Genomic DNA, 14,163 nt, shown 5'->3' with positions numbered 1-14,163 from the left:
GTTAATCATTAGTAAAATACATATATATAATGGCAATTATTAATATTTCTAATGATAGGAGTGACGATATGCAGTATGATGCTTTAAAAACATTTATCACACTGGTAGAAGTCAATAATTTTACGAAAGCCTCCGAAATACTTCATATTTCACAGCCGAGTGTCAGTTTACACATTAAAAACTTAGAACGAGAATTTCAAACGACCTTGTTTATCCGTTCACCAAAATCTGTACAAATCACCCCAACTGGAGAAATTTTATATAAACGAGCTAAACAGATGCTGGCAATTGCGGAAGCAGCAAAGGAAGATATTTTAACCTATCATCATGAAATCCAAGGGACACTTGTGGTTGGGGCTAGTTTTACAATTGGCGAATATATTTTGCCTCCTATCATAGCTAGCCTACAACAGCAATTCCCCCAGTTAGAGCTTCAAGTTATTATTGGCAATACGAAAGAAATCATTCAATATACAAAATTGTTACAAGTCGATATCGGTCTTATCGAAGGACAGGCACACGACCATGAACTTATTATTCATCCGTTTATGCAAGATGAATTATTTATTGTCAGTGCGAGTAATCACCCTCTTGCAAAGGTACCAACTATTACGGTTGCGGACTTACAGCAGCAAAATTGGGTTGCACGTGAAGATGGCTCTGGAACACGCTATTACTTAGATCATTTATTTAGAGCAAACGGGCTCCAAGTACGTTCACTTCTTACTATTAGTAGTAATCAAGGTGTGAAAGAAAGCGTGATTCAAGGGCTTGGACTTTCATTACTGTCCGCTAGTGTCATTGAGCGTGAATTAAAAAATAACGATATAAAAATCTTACCTCTCGAGGATCAACATTTTACACGAACATTTTCTTATTTGTACTCACCTACAATGAAAAACAAACGAAATGTTGACACTCTTATAGAGGCACTATTAAAAAAAGCTTAAATATATAACTCTTCGGCAAAACAAGGGGTTGATTTCCGTTCCGGCTAGGCGCTTTCCTGGGGGTATGAAAATCACCCTCAGCTAAAGCACTACAACATTCACAAAGATCTTCTTCATCATTTTATTTTTCAACACTACTCTCTAAGCTCACTGTATAAATCTTGGATTTATACGTTTACGCTCCTGCTTTTGCTCAATAATTTCTACGAATTTCAACGTTGCTCGAGATAAAGGCACACTTTTTAAATAACACATGCCAATGCTTCGTGTTGGAATACTTTCTATTAATGTTAACTCATATAAAAGGCCACGTTGCAAATAATCCTTAGAAAATTCTTTCGTTACACAGGCAATCCCTAAATTACTTCGTGCAAATTCTAGCACTAGATCATGTGAACCAAGCTCAAACTCAGGTTCAATATGGATTCCTCTTGCAAACAAATAATCTTCTACGTACTTTCTTGAATTAGACTTTTTCTCTAAAAAAATAAGTGGAAACTTTAGTAGATCCTCAAAGCTTATACTTTTTGAAGCCAACGTTTTGTACTTCTCGCCACATACAAAAATATCTTGAACCTCTGTGCAAGCGGTTAACTGTAATGTCGGATCTTCTATCGGAAAATTGCAAAGTCCTATATCAACCTCACCAGATTTAATAAAATTACAAATTTCTGAAGTCGTTCCATTTAACATTTGTAATTTTATATTTGGATACATCGTATGAAATGCCTCTAGATAAGGCATTAAAAAGAAACGAGAAATAGTATCTCCTACCCCAATTTTCAACTGACCTGTTGTTAGATTTTTAAATTCTAGCAGCTTCTCCTCGCCAGCATCTAAAAGGCCTAATGCTGAATTTGTATATTCATACAGAAGGCTTCCCTCAGTTGTTAATGTCACCCCTTTAGGTGTGCGATTAAAAAGACGTGTGCCGAGCTCCTTTTCTAATTGCATCATAGCTTGGCTAACAGCTGGTTGAGTCATATATAAATCTTTAGCAGCACTTGAAAAGCTATTATTTTTAGCAACAATACTAAAAACGCGATATAAATCTAATTTCCCTATCATATAAGCACCTCTTATAGCTATTATACGAACTATTAATTTTACTTATATCACTAAAGAGGCGTATAGTAAAACCATATTGATTTAATTTCACAATATTTAACTTTTTTCAGTAGGCGAAAAAGAATCGGCAAGGAGTTTTTTTGTGAAACCCTTAGCCGGTTCCAGACGCAATCATGCCGAGGCATAACTATTAATCATACATTTATCTATTAATAAGGAGAGATTATTTTGGAACGTGTAGTTGGTACAGTAGTAAGAGGTCTTCGTGGTCCGATTATTAACGAAGGCGATAATATTGAGCAAATTGTTGTTGATACAGTATTAAACGCAGCAAAGACTGAAGGCTATTCAATTGAAGATCGTGACATCGTTACAGTAACAGAATCTGTCGTAGCGCGTGCACAAGGTAACTATGCATCCATCGATGACATAGCAGCGGACGTAGCTGCTAAATTTGGTGATGATACTGTTGGTGTTATTTTTCCAATTCTAAGCCGCAATCGCTTCGCTAACTGCTTACGCGGTATTGCAAAAGGCGTTAAAAAAGTTGTTCTTATGCTTAGCTATCCATCTGATGAAGTTGGGAACCACCTAGTTGATATCGATGAGCTAGATGTAAAAGGGATTAATCCTTGGACAGATACTTTAACTGAGGCTGAATTCCGTGAGCATTTCGGCTATAAAAAACATACATTTACAGGCGTAGATTATATTGAATATTATAAAGAACTAATCGAAGCTGAAGGCGCGTCTTGTGAAGTTATCTTTTCAAACAACCCAAAAACAATTTTAGATTTTACGAAGAGCGTTTTAACTTGTGATATTCATACACGCTTACGCACAAAACGTATTTTAACGGCAAATGGTGCCGAAAAAGTATACAGTCTTGATAATATTTTATCTGAGCCTAATAACGACTCTGGCTTTAATGCAGAATATGGTCTACTTGGTTCAAATAAAGCTACTGAAGATAGCGTAAAATTATTCCCACATACTTGCCAACCAATCGTTGATGGCATCCAAACAAAGATCAAGGAAGCTACTGGTAAAACAGTTGAAGTAATGGTTTACGGTGATGGTGCTTTTAAAGATCCTGTGGGTAAGATTTGGGAGTTAGCTGACCCTGTTGTTTCTCCAGCTTTCACAGCTGGATTAGACGGCACACCAAACGAAGTAAAACTAAAATACTTAGCGGATAACGATTTTGCGGAACTTCGCGGCGAAGAATTAAAAGCAGCCATTTCTGAGTATATCCAAAACAAAGATGAAGATTTAACTGGGCAAATGGCCGCTCAAGGTACAACGCCTCGTCGTTTAACAGACTTAATCGGCTCTCTTTCAGATTTAACTTCAGGTTCAGGCGACAAAGGAACACCAATGATTTATATCCAAGGTTATTTTGATAACTACACAAAATAACAAGCTATAAAAAATGAACGCCCATTTTCTCTTGGGCGTTCATTTTTATATAGTGGACATGCTTCAATGTCGACACTATATCCAAAAACTAATTTTTCTATTATTTCATTTAGTGAGGTTGACAGGAATCGAACCTGTGAATCCCTATTTTATAAAGGGACATGCAGCCACTGCATACTTCCTCATATACATTATTTTTTATTGATTTCAAATTAAAGAATTACATTTTTCTCAGTCCTTTTTCTTTTAGTAGGTATGCCTCACTTATTTCAATTGATTAGGTATCACTTCTTCGTTTAACCAATGTTCGCTTGTTCGAACATGATTCTGTCTAACAAATTTCCCTAGATTAAATCGAAAATCATCATAATGGAAGGAAGCCGCATTTCTAATAACATACCCTTCCTGCTCACCCCCAAGAAGTGATTTTCCTGTAAACGTCTTCTTTATTTTTTCTTCATCGAAAATGCCCCGATATAATACAGGCGCCGTTTCAATCCCCAGTTTAGCTGCATAATGGACTGTCTCATCCCAGCTTAAACACATATTTTTTTCGTTCCAAATACTAAATAAATAAAAGTAACTAGTTAATTCATTGTAGTAAATGGAGTGCTTGGCATAAACGTTTTCACCGCATAATCTCCACGCTTCTGGAATTTGGAATGCAAATGTAGCATGAAACGTTTTTACCCAATGCCTAGATGGATGATCTCCTGAATTTAAGCTTCTAGCATGCATATCGTTTTGATACAGTGTTGTTCCTTCCCCATCTAATTTTTCGGTTACAACAACCTCTTTTCCAATAAAATGATTAACATTTTTAGCAACCTTATCATCATGTGTATACCCTCTACTCCACGGCAAATGAAAGCTTCTTGGATATTTCATCAAATTGGTCATAAACTCACTTCCTTTATTTACATCTACTTCGCAAATTGATCTGCCTCACGAAAGAAATAAAGCTTTGTTAATAAGTCACCATCTAATAAATGATAAATCTTACTCGATCCATTATCGCCTCCATATTGAATTAACATATGAAATTGCACTAAATTAACAACCTTTAAAACAAAGTCTTCTTCAAAGCCAAGTTCTAATAAAAAATGGCATACCATTTGAGCAGATACATTTTCATGTCCATAATATCCATATCTTTGTTGTAATTCTTTATATTTTTTACAAAACGGTTTCCCTACATCATGGAATAGAGCAGCTATTTGTAGTGCAAGCTTGTCACTCTCCATATAGTATTCATTCATATATTCATAAACAAAATACGTATGCTGGCAAAGGAAAAATTGATGATACGGATTTTCTTGATTAAATTGATAAATTTCCTTAAATGGTTGGACTGATCTTAACTTCTGAAAAAGCTCCTCATATGTGGTTTCACTTTGGATTAGTGAAATAAACTGCTCTTTTGACATTTCATACGGACTCGCTTCATGTACAATATGCACCTCTTCAAACCCTTCCCCCACTATCGGAAACTCCAAATTCTTTCTCATCTTTTCCATAATTGCTAACGGAACTTTTCTCTTTCTTTGTTGATTTCTTGATACACACAATTCATAAGGTGTATCAAAATAATAACAAACAAACTTTACGTCACGAGACATTTTACCTATAGCAAACACCCTACGTTCTCTCTCGATATTTGTCGCATCAACAATAACAGATCGCCCTTTGGCCACACATTCATTTAAACGCTCATACAAAACACGGAATACTATTCGCGATTGCTGCCTTGTAGCATCACCAAATAACTCTTGACGTATAGCATCACTTGAAAGAATAAGCGCGTTTTCGCTTTTGGCTAGCCCCTTAACGAACGTGCTCTTACCACTACCAGGTAACCCAACTGTAAATATCACCTTCATTTTTTCACCTCCTTTCAAGTGTCTATATCGTTTATAGAAACATATTCTTTAGTTTGTAATCGACTTCTATTCTTCTTATTTATCAAAAATTAACCATCAGCTTAGCTTTAAAGTATAGAGATTAATTTTTGATGGTTAAAATAACAACAAAGAGACACAGGGATAATTATCATAACGTGGAGTTGATCTTCGTTCCTACCGGACGCTCTCTTAAAGGCATCCATTTAGCCTCTCGGGCCAACATCTGTGCGAAAGCGTAGCGTCAACGACAATACTACATTAATCATAAAGGTGCGTTATCACAAGGCGCGGCGCCATTTCATAAGGAATTAGCAAACCTCCACCTCCATCACCTTAAACTCATGATGCCATACCAAAAGATAGGTTACTATCCATAAAAAGTAACATTATCCAAAAGAGAGAAATCAGGCTACAAAAAAGACTGCCCCAACTTTTTAGGAACAGTCTTTTATCAAAAATTTGATTTTCTTTTATAATTTAATTATATCATAAATTTGCCAAAATTACTAGACTATACTTCTTTCCAAACTAGCTGTATGATAAATTTCCCGATTCTAAATCCATATTGAAAGGAATGTGAGTAACATTGGAACAGCAATATGAACGAACAGAAGAAAATCAGTACCTTGTTCTTTGTTTAAATACAGTTGATCACAAAAAAGAGGAGTTACTACAAAAGGAAAAGGATGTTAGAGACAATGTTTTAACATTGAAGAAAACCTTTTGGGATGACGTCAGAGTGAATTTAGATACTCCTGAGGATATAGACGAAACTTATTATGCTATTAAACAACAGGCGGAGCTCTTATCCGATTCTCAACATGCTCAGCAACGTGCCATCAAGGATGTTAAAACTTATGACCGCTTACTGCAATCACCTTATTTTGCTCGCATTGATTTTTTACAGGATGGGCAAAACGAACCTTTAAAGATTTATATCGGTGTAGCAACCTTAATGGATGAAGATAATGAAAACATACTAATTTATGATTGGCGAGCCCCTATATCAAGTATGTATTATGATTACACCCCTGGCCCAGCTACTTATGAAACAGCGACTGACGACATTCAAGGTGAGATGCTTTTAAAGCGGCAATTTATCATTAAGAATGGTCAATTGCAATCGATGTTTAATACAGGATTAACAATAGGTGATGACTTATTACTCGATATTCTCGCTCAAAATGCAAATGAACATATCCGTAGCATCGTAGCAACGATTCAAGCCGAACAAAATAAAATTATTCGTCATGTCAACACGCCTTATCTCATTGTAGAAGGTGTCGCGGGTAGTGGAAAAACAGCTGTTGCTCTCCAACGCGTTGCTTATTTGTTGTATCATTATCGAGACCAAATTACTGCTGATCAAATTTTATTGATTACACCTAATCAGCTCTTTAATCAATATGTTCATACCGTTTTACCGGATTTAGGTGAAGATAATATGCAGCAATTAACCTTCTCCGAATATGCAACAAAACGTTTAGGTCGACAGTTCCAATTGGAGTATCCTTACGAGCAATTGGAGTCACTTTTAACAGAGAAAAATGACTTGCTCTACCAAACGAAGCTTACTACTATTTCTTTCAAAGCTAGCCTCCAATATCGAGAATTGATGGACAAATATATAGAGTACCTTGCCGATGACGGTTTGCTATTTAAAAACATTGTTTTTCGAGGAGAAAGAATTATTACAGCGCAAGAAATTGCTGAGTACTTTTATTCGTTCAATGCGACAATTCCCATTCCAAATAGACTACAGTTAGTGAAAGAATGGTTATTACAACAACTATCGAAAATTGAAAAGACAGAACGGACGAAAGAATGGGTAGAAGAAGCTAGTGAACTGTTAGACATTGAAGAATATACAAAAACCTATAGTGAACTTTTACATGAAGGTCGCTTTTCAGAAAACACCTTTGATGATTTTGAGCAAGAGCGCAAGAAAATAGCCATCCAAATTGTCAAAAAACAGCTCAAGCCACTTCGTCAATCTGTTAAACAATTAAAGTTCGTTCACTTGTTAGGCATTTATCGTCAACTGTTTGATATGAACTATACTATTCATCAGCAATTACAGAACTTTTTACCTGACCATTGGGAAGAAATCTGTCAACAAACACTCCCTAATTTAGCAAAGCGCATTATTTCATATGAAGATGCCGCTCCATTTTTATATTTGCAGGACAAAATAGAAGGTCAACGAACAAATACGATGATTCGTCATGTTTTGGTTGATGAAGCACAAGACTATTCTCCATTTCAGCTATTTGTATTACAACAATTATTTCCACGTGCACGTATGACTATATTAGGCGACGGACATCAAACTATCCATCCCCATACCTTTAAAAACCCTTCACTGCTGACGCCACAATTGTATGGTGAACAAGCAGAAAAAATAATATTAACGAAAAGTTATCGCTCAACAAAACAAATTATTCACCTTACTTCGAAGATTTTACATGAGAACGCAAAAGTAGAAGCCTTTAATCGAACTGGTTCAGAACCGACGATCACGATTGTTTCGAATGAAATAGATTTAATGGAACAGCTTGTCGAAAAGATTAACAGCTTGTCCCTAAATTTCGAAACAATTGCAGTCATCTGTAAAACAGAGCAAGAGTGTACGAAGGTTTTTGAACAAATGAAAGACCAAGTAGATATTCAGCTCATTACCCATCATACAAATCAATTTAAAAAAGGTATTTTACTGTTGCCTGCTTATATGGCAAAAGGAATTGAATTCGACGCTGTCTTAATATACAATGCTTCCTCAGCTACTTATTTTAGAGAAACAGAACGTAATTATTTTTACACAGCTTGTACACGAGCTATGCACGAATTGCATATCTATTCCATTAATGAGTTAACCCATTTTTTAAAACTTTAATTTCAATAAAGAAGAGAATCTGCATGCTTCGATTAAAGGCTAGCAGATTCTCTTTTTTAAATGTAGTAATTATAATCCTCAGGAATTACACGTTTTAAGAATTTCTTCGTGCGCTCTTCTTTCGGATTAACAAATATATCATGTGGGCTTCCTTCTTCTACAACGACACCACCGTCCATAAAAATCACTCGGTTGGCTACGTCTTTTGCAAAGCCCATTTCATGTGTGACAACAAGCATCGTTGTCCCTTCTGCTGCAATGTTTTTCATAACCTGAAGGACTTCTCCTACTAGCTCTGGATCAAGTGCAGAAGTCGGTTCATCAAATAAAATAATATCAGGGTTCAACGCTACTGCCCGTGCAATACCGACTCGTTGTTGCTGGCCTCCAGACAATTGACTTGGGTAGGCATCATATTTTTCTGATAAACCTACTTTATCAAGCGCTTTTTTGCCAATATCTATGGCTTCTGTCTTTGGAATTTTACGTCCTATAATAAGCCCTTCTGTCACATTTTCTAACGCTGTTTTATTCGTAAAAAGATTGTAATTTTGGAATACAAAGGCTACCCGTTGTCGAATAGAATGTACGTCCTTCTTCTTCACATTTTGAAAATCTACTTGGATATCGCCAAATGTCGCATGTCCCTGGTCGGCTTTCTCTAAAAAGTTAATGCAACGTAATAATGTTGTTTTTCCCGAGCCGCTGGGACCTAAAATAACGACAACATCTCCTTTATCAATGGCTAAATCGACACCTTTTAAAATTTCATTGTTACCAAATGATTTATGAATATTTTTAATTTCTAGCATACTCGTTCACCCCTTAGGCTTTTGCCACTTTGAATTTACTTAAATGTTTTTCATATCGTTTAAAAATGTATTCAACCGTACTACATAAAATTAAGTACACAATGAAAATATCAATATATGCTTCCACGTAATTGTAGCCAACATTGGCAGCTACTTTAGCTTTTAATGTAATTTCAGGTAAGGACATTGCATAGCCTAAAGACGTCGCTTTAATGAGATTGACTGTGGCTGTACAAATATTCGGCATCGCTACTACTAAAGCCTGCGGAATAATAATACGGCGATAAGCTTGAAATGTTGTTAAGCCTACTGCTTGAGCTGCCTCTAGCTGACCTTTATCAATCGTACTTAAAGCAGAACGAAATACTTCTATTAAAATTGCCGTCGTACTAAATGCGAAGACAATAAATGCATACCAGATTGGATTGATTTTATAAATGTCATAGGCAATATTATATTTTTCAAAAATAATTTTAAGTAATAATGGAATACTACTATAAATAATAAAGATTTGAATGATTATCGGTGTACCTCGGACAAAGGAGACATATATCTTTGCTATATGATGGATCACCGGGATTTTATTGACCCGTGTTAGTGCTAGTAGGAAGCCTAGTGGTAAAGCAACAAGCATAGCAACAATTGTCACAAGGAGTGCGATAGGTACACCTGATAATGCAACAAAAAATGTTTCAACTAAAAATTGATAATTCACGGTTACGCCTCCTTACGTTGTTTCTAATGTCTTTTTCCCCTTACCAAAAAACTTTTCTAGCATAGCGAAGAATTTTTCGATAATAATCGACAGCACCCAATAAACAATGGCTAAAGCGATATATATTTCTAATGCATGTGCATTAATATTACTTGCGATAATTAAATTTGCCTTACCGACAATATCAATTAAGCCGATTGTATAAGCAAGCGCTCCTTCTTGTAATAACGCAATCATTCCATTCCCAAAGTTCGGTAAAGCGATAACGAGTGCCTGCGGGAAAATAATACGGCGATAAGCTTGGACTGGCGTTAATCCCACACTAACAGCCGCTTCAAATTGCCCTTTATCAATCGCTAAATAAGCAGAACGAATAACTTCTGACATAATCGCCGCAAACTGTAAAGTGAACGTTACGACTACGAAAATGGCTGTTTCAATTGAATGGAGATTTATGCCGAAGTTTTCCGCTAACGCTGGAACACCATAATAGACGAGGAATAATAAGACAATAGATGGTGTACAACGCATAATCGTTGTATATAAGTTCGCTAATTTTCGTAGCAATTTTATTGAACTTAACTTGGCAGCCGCTAATAGTAAGCCAAATATTGTGCCTAGTACAATGGAAGATCCTGCGACTAGGAAGGTCACTTTTAAAAACGGCAATAATACAGGAATTGAGTTCCAAATGTATGATGAATCAAAATACTTCTCCATTTCCTCACCAACTTCTATATAGATGTACAATAAGAGGTGTGTTGATTAGCCATTTTTAATTACTAAAATTAAGTAGAAGACGCTGATTTCCGTTACGCGCTACTTGCTTTCCGGCGGGCGAGTGACGAGCCGCTTCCTTCGCTAAAGGAACGAAGGCTAAATGCGTCACGTCCTGTGACAATGCCTTCGTGACCAACATCATGTTGGCCTCAGGGTCTCGTCTGTCTCGCTTTCCCACGGGAGTCAAGTAGCCTTTCACTACAATCAGCTAAATATGCTCATCTATAAGGTAAATCACAAAAAATTCTTTTTTACCCAACAATTGACCAACATTTTTCCCTAATCAACACACCTGATACAATATTCTCTTTTTAATCAATTATGCCTCGGCATAATTGCGTCCAAAATCGGCTTTGTGCTTGCACAAAGAGCTCCCTTCCGATTCTGTGACATCCGCCGGAGGCTTTAACTTCTTTCAACAGGTGTTTGGACACCCGCTGAAAGAAGTTAATAAAGACTGCTGAGTATACTGACTCAACAGCCTTTTATTTGGTAGTACCGCTACCGCCTATTAGCGCTTCACGGTTTCTAACACTTCAAATAAATCTCGACCGTAAAACTTAGTGCTTAATTCATTTGTTTTCTTTTGCTCTTTAATTTTTGCTATAGCTTTATCGTAAGCATCTGCAAATTCCTGTTCTTTTTTATTGAATAACGGCCATGTTTTAATAACGGCAAATTCGTTGTAAACTACGTCATCCTTTAAATTATGATAGGGGCCATCTTCTGCTATAACTTGTTGTTTAAATGGACCTTCAATCATGACACCGCCATCGACACGTTTTTCATTTACCCATTGCACAACATCGACAGTGAACGCATCACCAGCCTGTAATTTCACTTTATTGTCTGGGTTGGCTTTATTATATTCATCAATAATTGTGTATTGAGCATTATTCGCAGCAATTGGAGCTAATGAATAACCCTTATTCGCAAAGTCGGCTAATGTTTTTACGCCTTCATCCTCTTTACGTAATACTAAACCCGCACTACTTAAGCCTAAAAATTCTTTAGGGAAAATAAACTTTTCCGTACGTTCTTGCGTAAAGAAGGCATTTTTTATTCCTACTTGATATTTCCCTTGCTCAACACCAATTAGTAAATCATCACTAGTCGTGCCTACAAATTCAAACTTATAGTCAGGTAACTGTTCATCCACTAACTTCATGACTTCCACATCGTAGCCAGTCGGATTTCCGTTATCATCAAGATAACTAATTGGCTTAGATGCCTGATCAAATGCAACCTTCACTGTACGTACTTTCCCGCTATCCTCTGAATCTTTATCTGAAGCTTCACCTGAATTACAGCCTGCTAAAATAGCAAGTGATGCTAACCCGATTGCAGCCAATTGGAAAATCTTTTTCTTTTGTTTAAACATATGTCATTTCCCCTTATTCTTTTCTCCATTGTTTTGTAATTGATGTTCAGTCGATTCTTGCTGTTCAATTGCGGCATTTGCCAATTTAATAATTGTCATATCATCCATCGGTGGATTATGAAGTCCTGCACGAACATTTCGATAATAACGCTGTAATGGATTCGTTAATTGTAGGCTTTTAGCTCCTACTACACGCATTGCCTTATCGACGATTTCAATCGCCAAATTTGTTACGGTATGCTTAGCAACTGCCATTTCATTTACCAAAAGCTCACGTCTAGCTGGGTCATCATAAGCTTCGGCAACCCCATACAGTACAAAACGCGCTTGATATAGCTTTAATTCAATATCACCTAGGAGTTGCTGCACATTAGGTAATGTACTAATGGGAGCATTTAAACTATTAGGTTGATAATGATTTGCAAAATGCAGCGCATAATCGCGGGCTGCCTGCGCAATCCCTAAGTATGTTGCTGGTATATGTAGAATCCAACCATTTATTTTGCCGCCACTTGGGTGACTTGGTAACTCTACTAAATGATTTGAAGGAACGATTACACCTTTTAACACTAGGTCATGACTACTTGTGCCTCGCATTGCAGACATTTCCCAGTTCTCTTCGATTGAAAGCCCTTGGGCATCTTTATGAATAAGGAAGTAACCAATTTGATTTTTCTCCTCAATCCATGCTGATGTTAAGAAGTAATCTAGTACTGGGGAGGCTGTCGTAAAGATTTTACGCCCATTTATGAGCCAACCAGCTTCTTTAGAAACAGCATTCGTTCCGGGTCGCCCTCCACGCGTTGGACTACCTGTTGCCGCTTCACTCGCAGCCCTATTTATAATTGCACCGTTCTTTATTTCCTGAGCAAACGAACTTAGTAAATCGTCTGTCCATAGCTTTTTCTCATATAGTTCACCTACAACACCTAATGTCCATCCTAGCGAGAGTGAAGCATTCTCGTCATAGCTTGCTAACGTTTCTTGAACGAGTACCATATCATAGACTGATAATCCTTCACCGCCAAATTCTTTCGGTAAAGTTAGTTTTGGATAACCAATTTGCAGAAGTAGTTTATGTGCTTCGAATGGAAAACGAGATTGTTCATCTACTTCTTTAGCTTCAGCCTTAATTGACTCCGAAATAGATGCTAGCTGATCGAGCCAATACTGTTGTTGCTTTGTTTTAACAAATAAATTTTTCAAGAAAATCTCCTTCTTCCCAAAATGTATAAAACATATATACTTACTAAGAATTAATGTTGTAAAAAATCTCTAACTACGTTTTGTAGCAAGAGAATGTGTGGTACTGAATTTTCTGATTCGTTGACATTTATAATACTTTTCACATTTAAAAATGTCAATGGGATAATAACAAGTTTTTTTATAAGTTTTATATCCATTACTTACATGTCTTCTTTTTTCACCAAGCCATATTTACAGCATATGCTAACACTATAGAAAGAGGTGCATGTATGACTAATAATATGAATCCAGCCTTAAATAATATGCCTATTTCGCCTATGACCCCTCAGGTTATTCAGACGAAATTTGGAGATATTAATGGAGATGGCTTACTTGAAACTGTTCTTTTGATGGGGAATAAAACACCAGATAGCCCTTTGTGGAAAAACCTAACGCTTGCGATATTTTACGGACAGACGCACCAATTCGAAAAAATAATGCTAAAACAAAGCGTCGGGTACAACCCAACTATATTTTTAGGTGACTTTATTGGGAATCATCAAGATGATATTTTAGCTATTTCTGACACGGGGGGTAGTGGCGGTATTATCAATGGCGAAATATTTGCCTCAATAAACGGGAAAATACGCTCAATTTTTGATGCAGAAACGTTTAGTAATACGCTAAAATACACTGTTAATTATCAAAACCAATATAAAGTAGCCGTCCGTAGCATGAATCCCAAAAAACAATATATCATAGATTTACAATACAAAGGTCAGGATTATTTAGCAGAAATTTATAATCAAGACGGTACACTAAAGCAACCAATTCAAGGATGGGTTGATCCAATCAGCGGATTATATCCGGTCGACTATGAACGAGATGGCATATATGAAATTTTAGCGTATCAGGCTATAGCAGGCAGATTTCATGCCGATGGATTAGGTTATGTAGAAAATATTTTGAAATGGGATGGCAATAAATTTAGCGTTGACCGTCAAACTGTAGCGATTTTTGGCGAAGATTTAAAATAAGTTACCATGTCCTTATATAAGG

The 14,163-nt window shown here is 36.5% G+C and carries 12 protein-coding genes; 4 read left to right on the top strand and 8 right to left on the bottom strand.

Features of this window, described 5'->3' with window-relative positions:
• Positions 1-68: 68 nt before the first annotated feature.
• Positions 69-950 (top strand): LysR family transcriptional regulator, encoded by an 882-nt coding sequence (locus ABNX05_RS13495; RefSeq protein WP_349660223.1) that lies wholly within the window; start codon positions 69-71, stop codon positions 948-950.
• A gap of 147 nt (positions 951-1,097) precedes the next feature.
• On the opposite strand, the gene ABNX05_RS13490 is transcribed toward ABNX05_RS13495, so the two are convergent.
• Entirely contained in the window at positions 1,098-2,018 is a 921-nt protein-coding gene (locus ABNX05_RS13490; protein WP_349660222.1) for a LysR family transcriptional regulator, read from the bottom strand.
• A 228-nt stretch (positions 2,019-2,246) separates the two neighbouring features.
• On the opposite strand from ABNX05_RS13490, the gene ABNX05_RS13485 reads away from it, so the two are divergent.
• Positions 2,247-3,437 carry a coenzyme F420-0:L-glutamate ligase gene (locus tag ABNX05_RS13485; RefSeq protein ID WP_349660221.1) on the top strand — a complete coding sequence of 397 codons (1,191 nt, stop codon included), beginning with the start codon at positions 2,247-2,249 and terminating at the stop codon, positions 3,435-3,437.
• 264 nt (positions 3,438-3,701) lie between these two features.
• On the opposite strand, the gene ABNX05_RS13480 is transcribed toward ABNX05_RS13485, so the two are convergent.
• Both ABNX05_RS13480 and ABNX05_RS13475 read right to left on the bottom strand, forming a co-directional pair.
• Positions 3,702-4,337 carry an RNA ligase family protein gene (locus ABNX05_RS13480; protein WP_349660220.1) on the bottom strand — a complete coding sequence of 212 codons (636 nt, stop codon included), beginning with the start codon at positions 4,335-4,337 and terminating at the stop codon, positions 3,702-3,704.
• A 23-nt stretch (positions 4,338-4,360) separates the two neighbouring features.
• Positions 4,361-5,317, bottom strand: a complete 957-nt coding sequence (locus ABNX05_RS13475; RefSeq protein WP_349660219.1) for an AAA family ATPase — start codon at positions 5,315-5,317, stop codon at positions 4,361-4,363.
• A 607-nt stretch (positions 5,318-5,924) separates the two neighbouring features.
• On the opposite strand from ABNX05_RS13475, the gene helD reads away from it, so the two are divergent.
• Positions 5,925-8,231: an RNA polymerase recycling motor HelD gene (gene helD / locus ABNX05_RS13470; protein ID WP_349660218.1), complete on the top strand. Its 2,307-nt coding sequence runs from the start codon at positions 5,925-5,927 to the stop codon at positions 8,229-8,231.
• 56 nt (positions 8,232-8,287) lie between these two features.
• On the opposite strand, the gene ABNX05_RS13465 is transcribed toward helD, so the two are convergent.
• From ABNX05_RS13465 to ABNX05_RS13445, 5 genes are all read right to left on the bottom strand, one after another.
• Positions 8,288-9,043: an amino acid ABC transporter ATP-binding protein gene (locus ABNX05_RS13465; protein ID WP_349660217.1), complete on the bottom strand. Its 756-nt coding sequence runs from the start codon at positions 9,041-9,043 to the stop codon at positions 8,288-8,290.
• A 13-nt stretch (positions 9,044-9,056) separates the two neighbouring features.
• On the bottom strand, positions 9,057-9,758 hold the full coding sequence (locus ABNX05_RS13460; RefSeq protein ID WP_349660216.1) for an amino acid ABC transporter permease: 702 nt from the start codon (positions 9,756-9,758) through the stop codon (positions 9,057-9,059).
• 12 nt (positions 9,759-9,770) lie between these two features.
• Positions 9,771-10,478 carry an amino acid ABC transporter permease gene (locus tag ABNX05_RS13455; protein WP_349660215.1) on the bottom strand — a complete coding sequence of 236 codons (708 nt, stop codon included), beginning with the start codon at positions 10,476-10,478 and terminating at the stop codon, positions 9,771-9,773.
• Positions 10,479-11,049: 571 nt separating this feature from the next.
• Entirely contained in the window at positions 11,050-11,919 is an 870-nt protein-coding gene (locus ABNX05_RS13450) for a transporter substrate-binding domain-containing protein (RefSeq protein ID WP_349660214.1), read from the bottom strand.
• A gap of 3 nt (positions 11,920-11,922) precedes the next feature.
• Entirely contained in the window at positions 11,923-13,125 is a 1,203-nt protein-coding gene (locus ABNX05_RS13445; RefSeq protein WP_349660213.1) for an acyl-CoA dehydrogenase family protein, read from the bottom strand.
• Positions 13,126-13,394: 269 nt separating this feature from the next.
• Between ABNX05_RS13445 and ABNX05_RS13440 the strand changes: the two genes are divergently transcribed.
• Positions 13,395-14,141, top strand: a complete 747-nt coding sequence (locus ABNX05_RS13440) for a YybI family spore inner coat protein (RefSeq protein ID WP_349660212.1) — start codon at positions 13,395-13,397, stop codon at positions 14,139-14,141.
• Positions 14,142-14,163: the final 22 nt, after the last annotated feature.

Source organism: Lysinibacillus zambalensis (assembly GCF_040183165.1).
Taxonomy (GTDB): domain Bacteria; phylum Bacillota; class Bacilli; order Bacillales_A; family Planococcaceae; genus Lysinibacillus; species Lysinibacillus zambalensis.
Note: the sequence above shows the minus strand (reverse complement) of the source record. Positions and strands in the feature narration are given on the sequence as shown.

Bases quoted from the DNA above. Each gene is read 5' to 3' on its own strand.
- ABNX05_RS13495 (WP_349660223.1), top strand. From the start codon at position 69: ATGCAGTATGATGCTTTAAAAACATTTATCACACTGGTAGAAGTCAAT.
- ABNX05_RS13490 (WP_349660222.1), bottom strand. From the start codon at position 2,018: ATGATAGGGAAATTAGATTTATATCGCGTTTTTAGTATTGTTGCTAAA.
- ABNX05_RS13480 (WP_349660220.1), bottom strand. From the start codon at position 4,337: ATGACCAATTTGATGAAATATCCAAGAAGCTTTCATTTGCCGTGGAGT.
- ABNX05_RS13475 (WP_349660219.1), bottom strand. From the start codon at position 5,317: ATGAAGGTGATATTTACAGTTGGGTTACCTGGTAGTGGTAAGAGCACG.
- ABNX05_RS13465 (WP_349660217.1), bottom strand. From the start codon at position 9,043: ATGCTAGAAATTAAAAATATTCATAAATCATTTGGTAACAATGAAATT.
- ABNX05_RS13455 (WP_349660215.1), bottom strand. From the start codon at position 10,478: ATGGAGAAGTATTTTGATTCATCATACATTTGGAACTCAATTCCTGTA.
- ABNX05_RS13450 (WP_349660214.1), bottom strand. From the start codon at position 11,919: ATGTTTAAACAAAAGAAAAAGATTTTCCAATTGGCTGCAATCGGGTTA.
- ABNX05_RS13440 (WP_349660212.1), top strand. From the start codon at position 13,395: ATGACTAATAATATGAATCCAGCCTTAAATAATATGCCTATTTCGCCT.